Raw genomic sequence first — 19642 nt, 5'->3', positions numbered from 1 at the left:
CTATTTAAATATGTTGTGATTTTCAAATCCGATGAAAATCTGCATTGTAATGTATGACAAGATATCAGATATACAAGCCGGAGCAGGCAGGCATATCTTTAACCTTGTAAATGCCCTGAAGAGCACAAAGGATGATGTTATTGTCATACACCGCGATGAAAAATTCTCAGATAAGAAAATAGGGAAAAACATGCGCCTTATTTCGCTGCCTATTGCCGGAAAAGGCGCTTTGAAAGTGCTTGAATTCCAGTTTAAGGCAAATAGGTTTATCAGGGAAAATATTCCAGAAGATTATGCCATAAATTTTTCAGAAACAAGCGGATTTATTTATTTGTTCAATAAAAAGCACAAAACTGTTACAACATATCACCACAGCCATCTTGAAGAGCTGAAAATATTTTTCAGAAATGCAGTTCATGCTCCGTTTAAGCTAATCTTGCAGCTTCCTTATTTCTTTTCCCATCTTGAGCAGAGATCTTGCTTGAGAAAGTCAGATTACATTATTGTTGACTGCGAAACAATCAAAAAAGATCTTGTAAAATCAGGAATTGTCAATAAAAAAATAAAAGTCATAAACTGCACTATGAAGAACGAAAACAAAATAATAAAAAAAGATGATAAAAATCTGAGATTATTGTTTGTCGGGCATCTGGAGCCGAGAAAAGGAGTTGACATTCTGCTCAATGCAATGCTTAAATTGAGGAATGTTCCGTTAGATATTGTCGGGCAGGGATATATGAAAGGATACTATGAAAAATTTATAAAAAAGAACAAGCTGAATAACTGCGCAATGCACGGCTTTGTTTCTGAAAAGGAAAAAGAAGATCTCTACAAAAAAGCAAGCATCTTCATCTGCCCTTCCAGATATGAGGGATTTGGCCTGGTTATTCTTGAAGCAGTAAACAAGGGATGCGCAGTTCTTGCCTTGGATATTCCTATTTTAAGAGAGCTTTTCAGCGAAGGAGTTATGCTGTTTAAAGATGCAGATGATCTTGCAGAAAAAATAAAATATCTTGTAAAAAACCCTTCTGAAACAGAAAAATTAAGGAAAAGAGGCAGAAAACTGCTGGAGAAATATTCCGAAGAAAGGGCTGCAAAAGAATATGTCGGGTTTATGAAGAAAATTGCTTAATTAAAATAATCTTTTTGAAATTGATTTATTCAAATCTTTATTTTTTATTTTTTTATTCTTTTGTATACTTTTTCTTTCATTTAAAACCTTACCTAATTTCTTTAATACATCAAGCCTTGCCTTTATGATCAAATGCGCCTTTCCTTTGAACAGGTATTTGAAAAGTATTGCCGCTCTTGTAAGAATAAACCACGGTAGGTTCCTGAAGAACAATGCACCAGGCATATTCCTTAATATTGCCCAGATCGTGTTTCTTTCAATATGATAAACCAAAAAATCCCTGCTCGAGCTTGCCTGATGCATGTGATAAACAACTGCGTTCTCTGCATAAGCGCATTTCCAGCTGCGAAGAACTGCCCTAAAGCCAAGATCAGCATCTTCTGCATAAGCAAAGAAGTCTTCATCAAAATATTGATTATTTAATTTGATGTCTTCAAGCAATTCTCTCTTGTAAAGCGCTGCGCAGCCGCAAGGGCAGAAAAGATATTTTAGGTTTGCCTCATTCTTTATGTCAAAGAACAAGCCGGATTTAAACAGCATTAACCCTAATGTATCTATTTTTTTATCCTTCAAAAACAAAATTCTGCTCGAAACCATACCAATATTCCGGTTTTGAGCTTTTTTGGTCAATTCCTTTAAAAAATCTTTATTTGCAATTGTATCATTGTTCAGCGTTACAACGTATTTTGTTTTTTTATCCTTTAATGCTTCTCTTATCCCTTCATTATTCCCTTTTGCAAATCCTGTGTTTTCGTTCAATTGCAATATCTTGATTTTTTTTAATTCTTTTCTATAGTTTTTTTTAATAAAATCAACTGAGCTGTCTTTTGAGCAATTATCAACAAAAATAATCCTAAAATCTTTATAAGTTTGATTTAATAAAGAATCAAAGCAGCTCTTCAAAAACCTTTTTCCGTTCCAGTTCAGAATAATTACCGCTGTTTCCATTTTATTTTTTCCAATTCAAAAGCGTTGCAATAAACGGCTTTCTGTTATCAGACCATCTCAAAACTAAAGCATAAATTATGCCCGGGAATATGAGCTCAAATATAGGGGTGCTCTGCATAATCATGATGCAATACCAAACAGAGGCATTCTGCATCTTCATAATCCTTGCATCTGGAAAAAAAGCCTTTAACTGCTCTGTTGTAGGCAGCCCATATTTCATATGTTCTTCTGTCCATTCGTCTTTTATGCCGATCTTTGTTCTGAAGCCATGGATCTTCCTGTCATAATACTCGGCAATCTTGTCTGTCTGCACATATAAAACAACTGACTTTTTGGCAACCCTCTTCAGCTCTCGGATATATTTTTTTCTTTTTTCAGCTTTAACATGCTCAAACGATGCGACTGAGGCAACGATGTCAAAAGACCTGTTTGCAAAAGGTATCTTTTCAGAAGCATCCGCTATGATTGTTTTAATGTTTTTTTTATTTTTTAATTGCTCCAGTTCTTCTTTGCTCACATCCAGCACTGTCAGATCAAAATTCCTTTTGTCCAGTAAATAACACAATGGGCTGTATCCGCCTCCGACATCAAGTATCTTTAATTTTTCATCCTTTTCCTTAAACTTTTTAATCTCTTTTGCAACATTTTTGTACCTTATTGACTTGTCAATAGCGCTTAAAAACAAAAAACCCCTTTCTGTAAAGATGAGACTAAGAATAGAAGAAATTGCCTGCTTCAATCCCCTGTAAAAATCCCTGATCATACTGCAACGAGCAGAACAACGATATTTAAACTTTTGGATTTTCAATTCACAAGCTTTTTAAATGAAATTTTGATTGTACCGACTAATGGAAGTTGTCTTAATTTATCCCTGCAAAAGGACCGAAGTTGATATGGGGCTGTGGCCGCCTCTTGGCATCAGCTATGTAGCTGCTGTGCTGGAAAAGAACGGCCATAAGACGAGGATAATAGATAGGGGGATAATTAATATCAAAAACAGCGAAAACATTGCTGTTGTCAATGATGTTACAAAGAAGACTCTTGAAAAGGAAAAGCCAAGAATTGTCGGAATAAGCGCAACAACTGCATTGATCCCGGATGCCTATGAAACTGCAAAGCTTGTAAAAAAAACATTGCCTGGCTGCACAGTTATTCTTGGCGGAACGCATGCAACAATCCTTCCTTTAAAAACACTGGAAGAATGCAGGGAGATCGATATTGTCATAAGAGGAGAAGGTGAATTTACTTTTCTGGATATAGTTAAAAACAAAAAACTTAATGAAATAAAAGGAATCTCGTACAGAATAAATAAAAAAATCATAACAAACCCTGCAAGAGAACCAATTGAAGCTCTTGATGCACTTCCATTCCCGGCAAGGCATCTTTTAGACATGAAATTTTACACGAGCATACATAACATTGTCCTAAGAGGCGTTATTGTCAAAGCAACCCATATTTTCACAACAAGAGGCTGCCCATATAAATGCTCATTCTGCGCAGGATCAGCTGCATTTGGAAGAAAGCTCCGCTATCATTCTGTTGATTATGTAATAAGAGAAATAAAGCATTTAATTTCAAAATACGAAGTAAAAGGCATTTATTTTGCAGAAGACATGTTTTTGAGCAACAGGCAGAGGGCAACTGAGCTATGCAATGCTTTGATAAAAGAAGGCCTGAACAAAAAGATTGTATGGTGTGCTCAAGTAAGGGTTAATTCAGTTGATGAAAATATTTTAAGGCTTATGAAAAAAGCCGGCTGCATACAGATCGAATATGGTTTTGAATCAGGCAGCCAGAAAATGCTTGACATCATGAAGAAGCATACAACTGCAGAGCAGAACTATGCTGCTGCAAAGCTTGCAAGAAAGGTTGGCTTGAGATTTTTAGCTGACATCATTGTAGGAATTCCCGGCGAGGAAAAAGAGGATTTCGTAAAGACAACAAACTTAATACGGGAAACAAAGCCTGATGTAATTGGATTCAACATCTTTATTCCATTGCCAGGCAGCGAATTGTTTGATATGCTGCAAAGCAAAGGCCTTATAAACCCGGACTGGGGCAAATTTAATGTTGACAACACAACTGGAAAATCGCATTTTGGAGAGATGGGAAACAAGGAGTTTTTAGATATGTACGATGATTTTAATGACCGCTTTGTAAGGTCATGGACAGCAAAAAGCTATTTGAAGTATAACTTAATTCACCATCCAATTGGTCTGATAAGAAAAATATTCAGGATGAGCTTGGAAAATCCAAAGAATGCATTTAAAGTTGCAGGAAGAGTGGTTGGTTAAAATGATGAATTATAATAAAATAAAAAGCCTGTTCGTGCATTTTGTCTTTACAAGAAGCTTTACATTCAGGAGATTTTTTAATTTGGCTTTAATTCATTTCCAAAAAAACATTACAAAAAACTCCTGCATTATCGGATATCCTTACAAGCTTTATATTGATCCTTCAAGCATCTGCAATCTGCATTGCCCGCTTTGTCCTGCTGGCCAGAGAAGAGAAGGCAGATCAAGGGGTGTAATGAAGTTTGAAACATTTAAAAAGATAATTGACGAGCTTTCTCCTTATCTGTATGAAATAAGCATCCACAACTGGGGTGAGCCTCTTGTGAATGAGGATTTTTTTAGAATGGTTAAATATGCCCATGACAGAAAAATAAAAACAGTGACAAGCAGCAACCTTAACCTGCTTAACGAAAAAAAAGCTGAGAAAATAGTGAGAAGCGGCCTTGACTGGCTCACTGTTTCAATTGACGGCTCAAGCCCTGAAACTTACAGCAAATACAGGATTGGCGGGAATTTCAATAAAGTTATTGAGAATATCAAACGCATACAAAAAAAGAAAAAAGAGCTAAAAAGAAGCACACCTATTGTCAACTGGCAGTTTCTCGTTATGAGGCAGAATGAGCATGAAATCGAGAAAGCCAGGAAAATGGCAAAAGAGCTAGGAATAGAGATAAGCTTTGATATGATGCGCGCGGATTTTGGGAAAGAGATAATGGAAGATGACAAAACAAGGATAAAAAATGCCATGAAATTTCTTCCATTAAACGAGAAATACTGCAGATATGATTATGAAAAAATGGAGAGGAAAGTAAAAATAAAAACATGCCCGTTTTTATGGACGCAGGCAGCAATCAACTGGAACGGATCAGTTGCGCCGTGCTGCGCTGTATGGGAGGAGAAATATGATTTCGGAAATATAAATGATCAAAGCTTTAAGAAAATATGGAACAGTAAAATTTACAGATTTTCACGGGAACTGATTTCAAAAAAAGGCAAGATAAAGAATAAAGAAAAAATAAGAACAATATGCGCAAACTGCCTGCGCTACGGATTTCCTGATTAAGATGAAAAAAACACTAATCTTTTTGGATAGCTATGCGCCTGATTTCAATGTGGAGAATGCGCTTATAAGAAAAACTTACAAATTTGTTACAGATTCTTATTTTAATTTCCTGTACAATGCAAAAATATTGCCATGGCTGAAGTCAAATGCTGATGAAAAACAGATAAAGCTTGTTGCGCTTGATATAAAAACTTATGAAAGGCTAAAGCAAAAAAAAATAAATCCTTTATTGCTGAAATACGAGCTTAGTTCTGAAGAAGAAATAAATCAGGACAAGGCGATAAACAAGGAAGGAGTGGATTATGCGAGAAGCCTTGTTAATTTTGATCCTGAATTTAAAAGGGTCCAGGAATATGACGGGCTGTCACTTTTGGATCTTGAGATATTCTTTTCCTATAGATACATAACGCGATTGCTCAAAAAAATAAAGTTCCTGTCTTCATTCATCAAAGAGCAGAAAAAGCTCGGATTTGATGAAATTGCTGTTTTTAACGGCAGCATAAATTCCCTTTTATTGCAGATAGCTGCAAAAAACAACGCAATGCAGTTCTCTGACAAAAGCCCGGCAATAACAAAAGCTTCATCATTTATCAAAAAGGCAATGCTCCCTTTTGCGGCAAAGATGATGATTCCTGTTTCATTGAAGAAAATCAAGGCAGTTAAGCTGCGCAGCAAAGAAAAACACACAAAAAAAATTTTAGTGCTTACAGATGTTTTAAGGACCATAAAGCTTACAGCGCCATGGGCAAAGCTTGTTGGCAGGAAAAAGTTCGATCTGCTCGTAATCGGCTTAAATGAATCTGACAGAAATGCTTATGAAAAAGAAAATGTGAATTATAAGGTATTTAAAAATTACTGCACTGAAGATTCTATTAAAAACATAAATAAAAAGAAAAAACAGCTTAGCTCTTATTTTTCAAAATTCAATAAAAATCCTATTTTAAGAAGCAAGATTAAATATGACGATTGCGGTTTTTCAGAAGCTCTTTTTGAACTCTTCACCTATTTTTTTAAAGCAGGCTTTATAGAAGTTGTTTATTACATTGAAATATTGAAGAACATATATGAAATTGAAAAGCCCGATCTAGTCATTGTTTTTGGAGACATAACAAAGTTTGCGAGGACTGTTGCTCTGACATGCAGGGCAAGGGAAATAAAAACACTGTTATTGCAGCACGGCGGCGTAGAAGATGTTCCTATATTTGGAAAAGAATTAATTACCGATAAAATAGCATTGTTTGGAAGCCGCTATAAAGACGTTTACCTCAAAATGGGCATTGAGCAAAAAAGATTGATTGTTGTAGGAAATATGCTTTATGATGATCTGGCCAAAAAAATAAAAGCATTTGACAAAAACAAAATATTCAATGAGCTTGAGCTGGATAAAAATAAAAAATTAATTGCTTATATGAGTGTTCCCGAGCTTAACGAATCAGAGCAGGAAGCCTTAATGGCGCCTTTGATTGAAGGAGTTAAAAAGCTAAAAAATGTCCAGCTTGTCATAAAGCTGCATCCGACAGAACAGGATATTGATGTTCACAGAAAAATAATCGAAAAATACGGCATTAAGGCAAAAATCATAAAGGACTTTGATACATATGCGCTGATATGGGCATCAGATGTTATCATAACAACATACTCGACTGTTGGATCAGAAACAGCGATCATGGGCAAGCCGCTTGTTACATTGAATTATTTTGACAAAACATACATTGCAAATTATTCCGGAGAGGGCATTGCGATCCCTGCTATGAAAAATGATGTTGCAGAAGCTATAGAAAAGGCGCTTTATGATAACAACGCAAGAAAAAAACTGAAAATCACCCAGAAAAGATTCATCAAAGGATCCTGCTACAGGCTTGATGGGAAGGCTGGAGAAAGAGTTAAAAAGCTGATAGAAAACATGATAAGTTCTTAATTCGATTATGAAGGAACCCCTATTTTCATAGAAAAACTCAAAGTTGCAAATTATCGTTTTTTGTCAATCGCGAGAAGGATTCAGGATGGCAAGAGTTCATAGTTTTGCTTCTTTTTATAAAAAAGAAAAAAGTTTGTTAGTTTCCAAATCTTTCGCCAAGATTTTCTTGAAGATATCTGTAATAAAATTCAATTCCTTCTCTTAGTTCTGGAAATCTTCTGTGCTTTTCGTTCATTCTCTTTTTCCATTCATCACTGCAATAAATAGATTTTAAGGTTGATTTTTTCCAATTCATCAAGAAAGCTCTTGCTTCATCTTCTGCGTAAGATCCTTCATGGTCGTAACAAGCCCTTATAGCATCTGGAATAATAACGGGGCAGTTAGCATCATGTTTGCTAAAATCAATACTTGTTTGTCTAGCCAGATAAGCGTCGCCTGTTGAAGTTCCTACAAAGGGAGTCATAGGAGCAAGTCTCCATTCATCAACATGAAGATTCTTCATTATTTCAGAATATTTTGATAAAGATTCCATTGTTTCGCCTTCATGGCCATACATCATAAATCCTCTGGTGAACATTCCAGTATCGTGTATCATAGACAAATGCTCCTCCGAATCGGAAAGGGTGTTGTTTCTTCCAAAGGATTTTAAAACTTCATCACTCGGATTTTCAACTCCAAAAGCAATTCTTGTAAATCCTGCTTTCTTTAATGTGGAATATTGGCTTAGAGACAATCCTCTTTTTGCCATCTGTTCTTTACTGAATGGCCTAAACATAGCATAAAGAGCCATCTCTTGGGAAACTCGCCCTTTTTTCTTTGCTTCAATAATTCCTTCAGCAAGTGCTCCCATGTATCTTCCGTCTTCATTAAAAGTTGGATCTGTAAAGAAGATGAAATTAACGCCTAAACCTGAAAGATATGCCAATTCTCTCACCACATTAGAAGAGGATCTAACGTTTGAGCCGCTAAAAAGTTTTTCCCCATTTGTGCCATACACATTTGAAGAGGCGCAATAGATGCAGCCTGCATCACATCCCCTTCTAGTTTGCATTGTTGCCATAATCTGTTTATCAGGTGTAATTCTTGCCAAAACTCCAGAGACTGAGCCATCTTGATATTCCATTTTTCTTTTAGGAATATTCAAGTCACCAAAAGAAGCAATTAAATCAGCCTCTAATCTCTCGACTAACTGAATCCTGCCATTATTAATTACAGCATAAGCACTTTGATTAATAGCAGTTCTTCTTCGGGGGTCTCCAAGTTTAGGAAGAACCCTTAGTGATCTTCCTTCAAGTGGATTTTTACCTGTTAAAATAGATTGAACCAAAAATGTCAGTGCTTTTTCTCCTGCACCAAGAACTGCAAAATCAACTGCTCCATTAGCATCATTTAATATTTCAGGATAACCGCTAGGATGATAACCTCCAACAACGATTTTTATATTTGGGTTTCTCTCCTTTATCATTCTGGCAAGTTCTCTAGCATTTGCTTCATAACAACTCATAACTTCCAATCCTACAACTTTCGGCTGTCTTTTTAGGATATCACTTGCTAAAATTTCTAAGCTTGGTGCTGCAGGAGTTATTCTTTTTGTTCCCTGATAAAATTCCTTATTTGTTCCAATCGGTCTTTGAACGATGTAATCTGATCTTATGCCTGCATCTTCTAATGCTTGATTAAGCAGAGCTAATTCATAGGCATCTGAAGTGCTATGGCCTCTGGTAGAGCCAGGCTGCCATTCTTCCCCAGATGGCTGTGCTAGTATTACTTCGGTTTGTTTTTTGATCATATTTGTCTCCTATTATTTAGCTACTCTATAGTAACATCATAAGAAACTAGTATTTTAATCTATGTTGTCTACTTTATAGACAATAATAATAAGATTTATAAAGCGAAGAAACTTACTCCATTGCATGAATACAGAAACCCTGATTTCATTAGGACTTTCAAGAAGAGAGGCAGAAGTATATTACAGCCTTCTGCAAGTAAATGATGCTCTCGCCTCAGAAATTTCTGAAAAAACTCATGAATCCAGGACAAATACCTATGATACAATCAGTTCACTAATAAAAAAGGGACTGGTCAGCTACGTCTTTAAGAATAACCGAAAATACTTTATGGCTACAAGCCCCAAAAAACTTTTAGAGTGGATGGATTTAAGAAAAGAAGAAATAGAAAAAGAAAGAGAGACTGTTGAGAAATTAATCCCAGAATTGATAAAATTAAGATTGCCCAAAGAAAAAAAAGTCATAGTTGAAGTTTATGAAGGCAAGGAAGGGCTTAGAACTGTTTTCAAAGAAACTATAGAATCATCAAAAGAGACTAAAAAAGAATTTCTTATATTTGGCGCAATTGCCGGGCATTTAAGAGAGCTGGATCCAATTTATCATGAGAGATATTACAAAGAAAGAGAGAAATATAAGATCAAAACAAGATATATTTTTATTGACGGAGAAAAGCACCCTATTGCCCCATATTCCCGATATAAATATCTGCCAAAAATATATAAGAGTTTTGTTGCAACTGCGATTCATGGCGATGAAGTATCATTTTGGTTGCTAACAAAACCAGAGATAGTTATTTTAGTTAAGAGCAAAGAATTGGCAGAAACATACAGGAGTAATTTTGAAGTTCTATGGAAAATCGCTAAGTCTTAATTTGTCACACTTATAAATCTTCTAAAATAACTATTTAGATGCGATATGAACCCTTTCAAACCCATTATTCTGATTCTGTATATGATCTGGTATGGCACCCTGTGCATATTTTTTAATATATATGATATGAAAATCCTCCTGACTGCTGAATTTCTCAGCCTCATTAATTTCTCATCAGGCATATTTGTCAGATTAACAACCAATCTTCCAAAGTGAGTTAAGCTTTCAAGATATTTGTCTTCATCCTTGATCAATCCTCTCTGCAATGCATAATCATAAAGAGGAGCTCCGGGATGCGGAGTTGGATAGAATGCTTCGCTGAAGATACCCATCTCTTTAAAGAAGTTCACAGATTCTTCTATTGTTTCCTTGCTTTCGCTTGGGAAGCCGATCATGAGTGTAGGTATAAATTCAATTCCTACTTTTCTTGTGGATCTTATTGCTTTTTTCGCCTGCTCTACCAGAACTCCTTTTTTCATTTCGTTCAGCATCCTTTGGCTTCCTGACTCAATTCCATATAATATATGCGTAACGCCTGCCTTTTTCATCATTATCAACAATTCTTCATCAATGCAGTTGACTCTTCCGCTGCAGTCCCACTTCATATTAAGCTTTTCATCAATCATTCTTTTGCAGATCTCCATTGCCCTTTGCTTATGGACTGTAAAAGTTTCATCATACAGGTCTAATTTCGTTATGCCATATCTTCTTTTCAATTCCTTAAGCTCAGCAATGACATTTTCAGGGCTTCTGAACCTTGTTTTCTTGCCAAAAGTATCATAGCAGAATGTGCAATGGAAAGGGCATCCCCTGCTTGTAAGAAGGTTCATGTTTCTTTCCTGCGTATAGCCTGTTACAGAATATTTGAAATAAATGTTTAAAGGGAAAAGATCCCAAGCCGGAAAAGGGATTGTGTCAATATCTTCTATCACCTGCCTTGGTTTTGTAAAAACAATTTTTCCGTCTTTTTTAAATGCAATGCCATCCACTTTTGAGAGGTCCTTGTTTTTCTCCAATGCATTAATGAGTTCGACAGCTGTAACCTCGCCTTCCCCAATAGCCATTATGTCAGCCAAGCTCTTTTCAAGAAGCAGTTTTGGAACAGTAGAGGCAATATTGCCCCCAATAATCGCCTTTTTGTCAGGATACATCTTCTTCAATAAGATTGTAAGCCTCTTGATATACTTGTATTGTGTTATAAGCCCGGTTATTCCGGCAACATCAAAGTCATATTTTTTTATTTCTTCAGGAAGCTGCTCAAACTTATATCTGTGCGCATTAATGTCTAAAACAGAAACTTCGTGTCCATTGTCCAACAGAACTCTAGCTACATAAGCAAGGCCGAGAGGAAAGCAATTAGGCGGCGCTTCTTCCCGTATTGGCGGATTTATTAAAAGAACTTTCATATCAGTTCCCGAGAATAACGCACGGCTTTTAAATTTTATGGATTTGTAGATAAGGAATTCATAAGCTTTAAAAATGGTCTAGAGCTTTGGAAGCATAAGATGTCGTCAATAATGGGGGCTCAAAAACCAGCGGAAAAAGCAGCAAATAAGTTCAAAAAAATCTATGAAATGGAGCAGTTCAAAAACCCTTTTTCTCATGATTTGGCCAGTTTTCCTTTCATTCTTGATCTTGAAGCAACTAACTGCTGCAATCTGGACTGCATCATGTGCTGGCGGCAGATAATGAAAAGAAAAACAGGCATAATGCCTTTTGCAACGTTTAAAAAAATAGCTGATGAAGCTGCAAAAGAGGGCTGCAAGGGAATAAGATTAATAAGATTCGGAGAGCCATTGCTGAACAAAAACATTTTTGAAATGATAAAATATGCAAAAAGCAAAAACTTGCTAATCCACATGACAACAAACGGCCTGCTTCTTGATGATGAAAAAATAAAAAAGATTCTTGATTCAAAACTAGACAGCATTATCTTCTCTTTTCAGGGGACAAACAAGGAAGAGTATGAAAAGATAAGGAACAACAAGAATTATAATCTTCTCGAAAGCAATGTAAAAAAGCTGGCTGAACTAAGAAAAAAACTAAATCTCGATCATCCCCATATACAAGTCACAACAACGATATTGGATGAAACTGAAGACCAGATAAAGGAATTTTACAGCAAATGGAGCAAAATAGCTGATAATGTTGATCACTGGTATACTGCATTTCTCGGATTGGAAAATGTAGAAAGAATAAAACCATTAATGGAAAGGCAGAAAATTTCAAAGCATTTGCATGAAAGGGAAAAAATGCGTGGATTCAGGTGCACAGAAGCGATGACTAAATTGAGCATTGATTGGAACGGCGATGTTACAGCATGCTGCCAGGATTTCAACGGCGCATTATCAGTCGGAAACTTAAATAAGAACACGCTAAAAGAAATCTGGAATGGGGAGAAAATGGCAATTCTGAGACATATACTTTCGCAGGAAGGAGGGCGGGCAAAAATACCTTTTTGCAGCAAACTATGCACTTCAAAATTTTAGCCATAATCCCTGCAAGGGGCGGATCAAAAAGAATCCCCGGGAAAAACATAAAGCTTTTGGCAGGCAAGCCCCTGATTGCTTACAGCATAGAGGCTGCGAAAAAGTCCAAGCTAGTAAATAGAATCATTGTTTCTACAGATGATGCTCAAATTGCTGAAGTTTCAAAAAAATATGGATCAGAAATCATAGAAAGGCCTGCAAATCTTGCACAGGACTATACTCCAACATTGCCTGTAATGACCCATGTCTTGGATGTTTTAGAGGAGAGAGAGCAATATAAGCCGGATTTCATAATATTGCTTCAGCCAACCTGCCCGCTAAGAAATGAAGAAGATATAAACAATGTAATAAAGCTGATGGCAGATGGCGCAGATTCTGCGCAGACATTCTGCAAAACAGTCCAGCATCCTGCGTATATGGCAACAATCAAAAACGGAACAGCAACCCCAATTGACAAGAAAGGCTATGCAACAAGAAGCCAGGATCTGCCGGAAATTTACGCAAAAAACGGAGCAGTTTATGGTGTAACTTATGGTCTTTTGATGAACAAAAAAACATTATATGGCAAAAACAACAGGGCAGCTATAATGCCTATTGAAAGATCAGTTGAGATTGATGAGCTGTCTGAGTTTAAATTAGCTGAATTTTATTTAAAAGAAAAATAAAAATAAAAAATGAAAAAAATAAGAATTATCCCGAGGCTTGATGTAAAAGGCCCCAATGTTGTCAAGGGCATTCATTTAGAGGGCTTAAGAATAGTTGGAAAGCCAGCAGAATTCGCAAGAAAATATTATGAGCAGGGGGCAGATGAGATCCTTTACATCGACATAGTTGCAAGCTTATATGAAAGAAACAATCTGGTTGATGTTGTAAAAGAAGCAACTTCTTTAGGCGTATTTATTCCAATGACTGTTGGCGGCGGGATAAGAACTTTAGAGGACATAAAGACGCTGCTGCGCGCAGGAGCAGATAAGGTTGCCATTAACACAGCTGCAACAAGGAACCCAGAGCTGATAACAAAGGCTGCTAAAATGTTCGGCTCACAGTGCATTGTAGGCTCGATCGAAGCAAAAAAAATAAGCGAGGATAAATGGGAAGCTTACATTGACAATGGAAGGGAGAAAACAGGGCTTGATGCAGTTGAATGGGCAAAAAAACTTGTTAAATTGGGAGCAGGAGAATTACTGATAACATCTGTTGACAACGAAGGAACAGAAAAAGGTTATGATATTGAGCTCCTGAAAAAGATTGTCCCTTTTGTTTCTGTCCCGGTGATCGCATGCGGAGGCGCAGGAAATTCTGAGCATGTTGAAAAATGCCTGACTGAAACAAACTGCGATGCAGTTTCAATGGCATCAATACTGCACTATAATAAGTCAACTATTGCAGCAATAAAAGACCATTTGAAAAATAAGAACATCCCCGTGAGATCGCATTATGCTGTTAAAGAAGAAAAAAATAATTTAGATCCTGGAAAAAAAACAATTTCCGTTATTGATTATGGGCTGGGAAATTTAAAGAGTGTCATAAGCGGCTTTCAGAGGATTGGCCACAAAGTGGCTGTTGCAAGCACTCCAGAAGAAATCTTAAATGCTGAGAGCATTGTGCTTCCTGGAGTTGGAGCTTTTGAAGACGGAATGAAGGGGCTAAGAGAAAGAAACTTAATTGATGCGCTGCACAAATATGTAAATTCAGGCAAGCCTCTCCTCGGAATATGCCTTGGAACGCAGCTTCTTATGAGCGAGAGCGAAGAATTCGGGCTTAATAAAGGGCTGGACATCATCAAAGGAAGAGTTGTTCAATTCAAAGACCCATCGCAAGTTAATGAAAAAAATTACAGGGTGCCGCATATTGGCTGGAACTCTCTAATATTACCGAAGAAAAAGAAATGGAGCAGCACAATACTTTCAAAAACCCAGGAAAATTCTGAAGTTTATTTTGTGCATTCGTTCATAGTGGTTCCTAACGACAAAGAGCATGTTCTGGCAACCACTGAATATGGCGGGCAGGAATTCTGCTCATTGCTCAAAAAAGGAAATATTTATGGCTGCCAGTTCCATCCTGAAAAAAGCGGCGAAATAGGATCAAAAATGCTTGAAGTTTTTGGCAGTTTAGGAGGTGCATAAAATGGAAAATGAAAAATTAGAAGTCAAATATCCGGGGCTTCCAAGTGAGATAAAATTTTGCAAAAGATGCGTTATTTCAAACCAAAGGCCGAGCTCAAAATCAGAGTTCATGCATAATATAAATTCCTCTTCACACACCATAGAGTTTGATGAAGAAGGAATCTGCGCTGCCTGCCGATATGCTGAGAAAAAAGAAAAAGAAGTAGATTGGAAAAAGCGGGAAGAAGAGCTATGGGCATTATGCGACAAATTCCGAAAAAATGACGGCAGCTATGACTGCATTGCCCCGGGTTCAGGAGGAAAAGACAGCGTAATGGCGGCTCATCTTTTAAAATACAAGTTTAAAATGCACCCATTAACTGTAACATGGGCTCCGCATATGTACACTGATGCAGGATGGAGAAACCATCAAAGATGGATAAGATCAGGATTTGATAACATTCTTTTTCATCCAAATGGAAAAGTCCACCGCTTATTGACAAAACTGGCTTTTGAAAATCTATTGCATCCATTTCAGCCATTTATATTGGGCCAGAAAAATATTGGGGCAAAGTTTGCTGCGCTTTACAATATCCAATTAGTTTTTTACGGCGAAAATGAGGCAGAATATGGAAATCCTGTGCAGGATAATCTAACACCATTAAGAAATGCAAAATATGCAACAGGAAAAAATTACGAAGACATGTACTTGGGAGGAGTTAAGATAAAAGAACTAATTGAACAATATAAGCTTAACATGAACGACCTTCTGCCTTTCCTTCCAATGGATTCAGAAGAATATGAAAAGAAAAAAATACAGGTGCATTATCTGGGGTATTACATAAAATGGGATCCACAGGAAGCATATTATTTTGCAGTTGAGCATACTAGTTTTGAAGCAAACAGCGAAAGGACTGAGGGAACTTACTCAAAGTACAACAGCATTGATGACAAAAGCGACCCATACCATTATTACACTACATTGATCAAGTTCGGGATTGGAAGAGCCACTTATGATGCATCGCAGGAGATAAGAAATAATAAAATAACTAGAGAAGAAGGCGTTGCATTGGTGAAGAAATTCGATCATGAATTCCCGAAGAAATATTTCAAGGACATGTTGGAGTATATGGATATGACGGAAAAAAGGTTCTGGGAATTGATTGATAAGTTCAGATCTCCGCACATCTGGAAAAAGGAGAAAGGAGAATGGAAACTAAGAAAAGCAGTTTATGATGAAGAATAAAATGGATGAGAGAATAGCAGATATAAAAATAGCGAATAAGATCCTTGGGTTAAACAAACCATGCTTTTTCATAGCTGAAGCCGGGGTAAACCACAATGGCAGCCTTGAAACAGCAAAGAAGCTCGTTGATGCTGCCTTTTATGCAGGCGCTGATGCAATAAAATTTCAGACATTTAAAGCAGAGGACATTGTAACACCTTCTGCAGAGCAGGCGGAATACCAAGTAAAAAGCATTGGAAAAGATTCGCAATATAACATGCTGAAAAAGCTTGAGCTCAGCTATGATGACTTCCGCGGGCTGAAGAAATACTGCGATAAAAAAAACATAATGTTCCTGACAACACCACATTCTTCAAAAAAGGATGTTGATTTGGCTGCTGAGCTTTGCCCGGTCATAAAAGTTGGCAGCGGAGATCTCACAAATCTGCATATTCTAAAATATATGGCTGAAACAAAACTTCCAATAATACTTTCAACAGGCATGTCAACATTAGATGAGATAAAAGAAGCTGTTGATGTAATACTTCCGATCAACAGCCAACTGGTGCTGCTTCACTGCACAACAAGCTACCCTGTAAAATATGAACAGGTAAATCTAAGGGCAATGATTACGCTGAAAAATACATTCAACCTTATAACAGGATATTCAGACCACACAGAAGGCATTGATGTCTCTGTCGCTGCTGTTGCAATGGGCGCAAAAGTCATTGAAAAGCATTTTACTCTTGACAGGAACATGGAAGGCCCTGATCATAAGGCATCCATTGAGCCAAAAGAAATGCGCGAATTGGTCCAAAGAATACGGCATACTGAAAAAGATCTTTCAGCAGGAAAAAAATATGAAGATATTGTTAAGGAAATGTTGGGAATAGAAAAAGCGCTTGGAAATGGAATAAAGAAACCATATCTTGAGGAAATAAATATTGCAAAGGTAGCAAGAAAAAGCATAGTCGCTGATGTAGATATAAAAAAAGATGAGAAAATAACAAACGAAAATATTGCAATAAAAAGGCCAGGAACAGGGCTACATCCAAGATATTTTGAAGAAATAATCGGGAAGACTGCAAAAAAAGAAATAAAAAAAGATGAAATGATAATGCTGGATGATCTCAAATGAAAAAAAGGCATATTGTTTACATAACCGGAACTAGGGGGGATTTCGGTCTTATGAAAAATGTTTTGCGTGAAATAAATAAAAATCCAGAATTCAGGCTTTCCATAATTGTTACAGGAATGCATCTTATGGATGAGTTTGGAAATAGCTTGAAAGAAGTTGAAAAAGAAAATTTTACATTATATAAACTAAATGCTATATATAAAAGCGATGATCGAACTTCAATGGCAGAATTTGCTGCAGACTGCCTTAAAGGGTGTGTCAAAATATTCAAGAAAATAAAGCCAGATATCCTTCTTGTAATAGGTGACAGAGCTGAGTCCATCGCTGCATCTGTTGCTGCCGCTTATATGAAAATTCCAATTGCCCATATCCATGGCGGAGATAAAAGCGCTACAATAGATGAGCCTGTAAGGCACGCCATAACAAAGCTCGCAAGCATACATCTGGCAGCTACAAAGTTTAGCGCAGAGAGAATAGAAAAAATGGGTGAGGAAAAATGGAGAATATTTGTGGTTGGAGCTCCCTCCTTGGATGCGATTTTAAATTCAGAGATTGCAGATAAAAAAACAGTTGAAAAGAAACTGAATGTTGATCTAGGCAAGCCAGTGATTATTGTGCTGCAGCATCCGTCATTCGATTCAGAACAAGCAGATAAGCAAATGACGGAAACAATGGATGCGGTAAAGGAACTAGGGGAACAAACAATCGTAATTTATCCTAATGCAGATGCCGGCGGAAGAAAAATAATAGATGTTATAGAAAAGTACAGAAGATGCAAGAACGTAAAAATATTTAAAAATATCGAACATTCTTTATTTCTGGGCTTGATGAAAACTGCATCTGTAATGATCGGGAATTCTAGCTGCGGAATAATTGAAGCTCCATCATTCAATCTTCCTGTTGTCAATATTGGAGAAAGGCAGGATGGAAGAGACCGATGCAGCAATGTTGTTGATGTAGGCTATAATAAAAAACGAATTGTTAGTGCTATAAAAAAGGCACTGTACGATAAAGAATTTATAAAAGGAATAAAGGGCTGCAAAAATATCTATGGAGATGGAAAAACAGCAAAAAGAATTGTAAAAATATTATCGGAAACAAAAATAGACAACAAATTGCTGCAAAAGAGGTTGACGTACCAATGAAAACACAAGAACGATTTACAGACTGGGAAATGCCGGAGATTGAGGAAGGAAAGCTTACTAAATGGAACTGGATGGTTCAAAATAAAGATGGCTTGAAATTAGGTAAAAACACAGACATCGGAGCATTCACTTACATAAATGCGAAGAATGGCGTTGAAATTGGCGAGAATGTCCAGATAGGAAGCCATTGCTCGATATACAGCGAAAGCACAATAGATGACAAGAAGGGAAAAATTATCCTGAAAAAGAATGCAAGAATCGGCAGCCACAGCGTCATAATGCCCGGCGTTACAGTAGGAGAGAATTCAATAATAGGCGCTTTCAGTTTTGTCAACAAAGATGTTCCTGATAACGTAATTGCGCTTGGAATTCCTGCAAAAATTGTTAAAAAAATACAAGAAACAAAATGATAAAAACAATTCCATTAAGCAAACCATTTATCGGAAAAGAAGAGATGAGAGCAGTCCAGGATGTATTGAAATCAGGGCAGCTTAGCTCAGGCCCTAAAAGCATTGAATTTGAAAAAATGTTTGCTTCTCTTATCGGGGTGAAATATGCTGCTGCTGTGAACTCAGGAACTGCGGGTTTGCACCTTTGCATCAAAGCACTCGGCTTAAAAGAAGGCGATGAAGTCATAACCTCGCCGTTCAGCTTCATAGCATCTGCAAATTCAGTTGTATATGAAGGAGCAAAGCCGGTTTTTGTTGACATAGATGAAAAAAGTTTGAATATGGAGCCTGACAAGATCGAAGAAAAAATAACAAAGAATACAAAAGCCATTCTTGCAGTCCACATCTTCGGCCAGCCTTGCGAAATGGACAAGATAATGAATATTGCAAAAAAACACAACCTTGCTGTTATAGAAGATGCCTGCGAAGCAATTTGCGCAGAATACAAAGGCAGGAAAGTAGGCACTTTTGGAGTTGCAAGCATTTTTGCGTTTTACCCGAACAAGCAGATCACAACAGGAGAGGGCGGGATGATCTGCACAAACGACAAAAATCTTTATGAACTTTTGAAGAGCTTAAGAAACCAAGGAAGAAAAGAAGGCAGCGGATGGCTTTCGCACGAGTTTATTGGCTATAATTATAGATTGACTGAAATGAGCGCAGCATTAGGAGTTGAACAGCTTAAAAAAATAAACAAGATAATTAAAATGAGAGAAGCTGTTGCAGAAAAATATGCTGCAAGCTTAAAAGGGGCAAAGGGCGTAACTCTCTTAGATGAAATAAAAGATACCAAAAGAAGCTGGTTTGTATATGTGATAAGGCTCGATAAAAATATTGACAGGAAAAAAGTAATCGAGCATCTTAAAGCAGAGGGAATTTCAACAAACATTTACCTTCCTCCAATCCATCTTCAGCCAATATACAAAAAAATGTTCGGCTGCAAAGAAGGCGATTTCCCAATATGCGAAAGAGTAAGCAGCTCGACACTCGCGCTTCCATTTTATACGCAGATGAAGGACGAAGAAATAGATTATGTCTGCGAGAAATTAAAAATTGCTATAGGCAAATCAGGGTGAAAA

General features: G+C 36.9%; 17 protein-coding genes and 1 pseudogene. 14 read left to right on the top strand and 4 right to left on the bottom strand.

Translation table 11 applies throughout. The features are described 5' to 3' along the window. Positions 1-31 precede the first annotated feature (31 nt). Positions 32-1132 (top strand): glycosyltransferase family 4 protein, encoded by a 1101-nt coding sequence (locus Q7J54_01380; GenBank protein MDO8740205.1) that lies wholly within the window; start codon positions 32-34, stop codon positions 1130-1132. On the opposite strand, the gene Q7J54_01375 is transcribed toward Q7J54_01380, so the two are convergent. Next, on the bottom strand, positions 1133-2080 hold the full coding sequence (locus tag Q7J54_01375) for a glycosyltransferase family 2 protein (protein ID MDO8740204.1): 948 nt from the start codon (positions 2078-2080) through the stop codon (positions 1133-1135). A 1-nt stretch (position 2081) separates the two neighbouring features. Continuing rightward, a complete protein-coding gene (locus tag Q7J54_01370; GenBank protein ID MDO8740203.1) occupies positions 2082-2843 on the bottom strand; it encodes a class I SAM-dependent methyltransferase in 762 nt (253 codons plus the stop codon). An 85-nt stretch (positions 2844-2928) separates the two neighbouring features. Here Q7J54_01370 and Q7J54_01365 point away from each other — a divergent pair, with 85 nt between their 5' ends. From Q7J54_01365 to Q7J54_01355, 3 genes are read left to right on the top strand one after another with little or no spacing between them, the layout of a single operon-like run. Further along, positions 2929-4374, top strand: coding sequence for a radical SAM protein (locus Q7J54_01365; protein MDO8740202.1), 1446 nt, complete (start codon positions 2929-2931; stop codon positions 4372-4374). A 1-nt stretch (position 4375) separates the two neighbouring features. Further along, positions 4376-5437, top strand: a complete 1062-nt coding sequence (locus tag Q7J54_01360; GenBank protein MDO8740201.1) for a radical SAM protein — start codon at positions 4376-4378, stop codon at positions 5435-5437. A 1-nt stretch (position 5438) separates the two neighbouring features. Beyond that, positions 5439-7355, top strand: coding sequence for a UDP-N-acetylglucosamine 2-epimerase (locus Q7J54_01355; protein MDO8740200.1), 1917 nt, complete (start codon positions 5439-5441; stop codon positions 7353-7355). Positions 7356-7491: 136 nt separating this feature from the next. Here Q7J54_01355 and Q7J54_01350 read toward each other — a convergent pair whose 3' ends face one another. Beyond that, positions 7492-9144, bottom strand: coding sequence for a cobalamin-dependent protein (locus Q7J54_01350; protein MDO8740199.1), 1653 nt, complete (start codon positions 9142-9144; stop codon positions 7492-7494). A 124-nt stretch (positions 9145-9268) separates the two neighbouring features. On the opposite strand from Q7J54_01350, the gene Q7J54_01345 reads away from it, so the two are divergent. Next, positions 9269-10012: a helix-turn-helix domain-containing protein gene (locus Q7J54_01345; protein MDO8740198.1), complete on the top strand. Its 744-nt coding sequence runs from the start codon at positions 9269-9271 to the stop codon at positions 10010-10012. On the opposite strand, the gene Q7J54_01340 is transcribed toward Q7J54_01345, so the two are convergent. Beyond that, on the bottom strand, positions 10009-11418 hold the full coding sequence (locus Q7J54_01340) for a radical SAM protein (GenBank protein MDO8740197.1): 1410 nt from the start codon (positions 11416-11418) through the stop codon (positions 10009-10011). The two genes, Q7J54_01345 and Q7J54_01340, sit on opposite strands and share 4 nt — an antisense overlap. Positions 11419-11517: 99 nt before the next feature. On the opposite strand from Q7J54_01340, the gene Q7J54_01335 reads away from it, so the two are divergent. The 9 genes and pseudogenes from Q7J54_01335 (at position 11518) to Q7J54_01295 (ending at position 19639) form a co-directional block, all read left to right on the top strand. Beyond that, complete coding sequence (locus Q7J54_01335) at positions 11518-12501, top strand: radical SAM protein (GenBank protein ID MDO8740196.1); 984 nt, start codon at positions 11518-11520, stop codon at positions 12499-12501. After that, positions 12483-13166 carry an acylneuraminate cytidylyltransferase family protein gene (locus Q7J54_01330; GenBank protein ID MDO8740195.1) on the top strand — a complete coding sequence of 228 codons (684 nt, stop codon included), beginning with the start codon at positions 12483-12485 and terminating at the stop codon, positions 13164-13166. Before Q7J54_01335 ends, Q7J54_01330 begins: the two co-directional genes overlap by 19 nt. A gap of 9 nt (positions 13167-13175) precedes the next feature. Next, positions 13176-13946: pseudogene (gene hisF / locus Q7J54_01325) on the top strand (imidazole glycerol phosphate synthase subunit HisF). Continuing rightward, a complete protein-coding gene (gene hisH, locus Q7J54_01320; GenBank protein MDO8740194.1) occupies positions 13926-14627 on the top strand; it encodes an imidazole glycerol phosphate synthase subunit HisH in 702 nt (233 codons plus the stop codon). Before hisF ends, hisH begins: the two are co-directional and overlap by 21 nt. Position 14628: 1 nt before the next feature. Continuing rightward, complete coding sequence (locus Q7J54_01315; GenBank protein MDO8740193.1) at positions 14629-15852, top strand: N-acetyl sugar amidotransferase; 1224 nt, start codon at positions 14629-14631, stop codon at positions 15850-15852. Further along, positions 15839-16969 (top strand): N-acetylneuraminate synthase family protein, encoded by a 1131-nt coding sequence (locus tag Q7J54_01310; protein MDO8740192.1) that lies wholly within the window; start codon positions 15839-15841, stop codon positions 16967-16969. The genes Q7J54_01315 and Q7J54_01310 overlap by 14 nt, the downstream gene beginning before the upstream one ends. After that, positions 16966-18114: a UDP-N-acetylglucosamine 2-epimerase gene (neuC, locus tag Q7J54_01305; GenBank protein ID MDO8740191.1), complete on the top strand. Its 1149-nt coding sequence runs from the start codon at positions 16966-16968 to the stop codon at positions 18112-18114. The genes Q7J54_01310 and neuC overlap by 4 nt, the downstream gene beginning before the upstream one ends. Beyond that, positions 18111-18524, top strand: a complete 414-nt coding sequence (locus Q7J54_01300) for an acyltransferase (GenBank protein MDO8740190.1) — start codon at positions 18111-18113, stop codon at positions 18522-18524. Before neuC ends, Q7J54_01300 begins: the two co-directional genes overlap by 4 nt. Continuing rightward, positions 18521-19639, top strand: a complete 1119-nt coding sequence (locus Q7J54_01295) for a DegT/DnrJ/EryC1/StrS family aminotransferase (GenBank protein ID MDO8740189.1) — start codon at positions 18521-18523, stop codon at positions 19637-19639. Before Q7J54_01300 ends, Q7J54_01295 begins: the two co-directional genes overlap by 4 nt. Positions 19640-19642: the final 3 nt, after the last annotated feature.

It is taken from the genome of Candidatus Woesearchaeota archaeon (assembly GCA_030651135.1).
Classification (GTDB): Archaea; Nanobdellota; Nanobdellia; order Woesearchaeales; family JACPBO01; genus JACPBO01.
The sequence above is the reverse complement of the archived record's forward strand: the minus strand, read 5'-3'. Positions and strand labels throughout refer to the sequence as shown.

Coding starts and splice junctions, on each gene's coding strand:
- Q7J54_01380 (MDO8740205.1), top strand. CDS start 32: ATGAAAATCTGCATTGTAATGTATGACAAGATATCAGATATACAAGCC.
- Q7J54_01375 (MDO8740204.1), bottom strand. CDS start 2,080: ATGGAAACAGCGGTAATTATTCTGAACTGGAACGGAAAAAGGTTTTTG.
- Q7J54_01370 (MDO8740203.1), bottom strand. CDS start 2,843: ATGATCAGGGATTTTTACAGGGGATTGAAGCAGGCAATTTCTTCTATT.
- Q7J54_01365 (MDO8740202.1), top strand. CDS start 2,929: ATGGAAGTTGTCTTAATTTATCCCTGCAAAAGGACCGAAGTTGATATG.
- Q7J54_01360 (MDO8740201.1), top strand. CDS start 4,376: ATGATGAATTATAATAAAATAAAAAGCCTGTTCGTGCATTTTGTCTTT.
- Q7J54_01355 (MDO8740200.1), top strand. CDS start 5,439: ATGAAAAAAACACTAATCTTTTTGGATAGCTATGCGCCTGATTTCAAT.
- Q7J54_01350 (MDO8740199.1), bottom strand. CDS start 9,144: ATGATCAAAAAACAAACCGAAGTAATACTAGCACAGCCATCTGGGGAA.
- Q7J54_01345 (MDO8740198.1), top strand. CDS start 9,269: ATGAATACAGAAACCCTGATTTCATTAGGACTTTCAAGAAGAGAGGCA.
- Q7J54_01340 (MDO8740197.1), bottom strand. CDS start 11,418: ATGAAAGTTCTTTTAATAAATCCGCCAATACGGGAAGAAGCGCCGCCT.
- Q7J54_01335 (MDO8740196.1), top strand. CDS start 11,518: ATGTCGTCAATAATGGGGGCTCAAAAACCAGCGGAAAAAGCAGCAAAT.
- Q7J54_01330 (MDO8740195.1), top strand. CDS start 12,483: ATGCACTTCAAAATTTTAGCCATAATCCCTGCAAGGGGCGGATCAAAA.
- Q7J54_01315 (MDO8740193.1), top strand. CDS start 14,629: ATGGAAAATGAAAAATTAGAAGTCAAATATCCGGGGCTTCCAAGTGAG.
- Q7J54_01310 (MDO8740192.1), top strand. CDS start 15,839: ATGATGAAGAATAAAATGGATGAGAGAATAGCAGATATAAAAATAGCG.
- neuC (MDO8740191.1), top strand. CDS start 16,966: ATGAAAAAAAGGCATATTGTTTACATAACCGGAACTAGGGGGGATTTC.
- Q7J54_01300 (MDO8740190.1), top strand. CDS start 18,111: ATGAAAACACAAGAACGATTTACAGACTGGGAAATGCCGGAGATTGAG.
- Q7J54_01295 (MDO8740189.1), top strand. CDS start 18,521: ATGATAAAAACAATTCCATTAAGCAAACCATTTATCGGAAAAGAAGAG.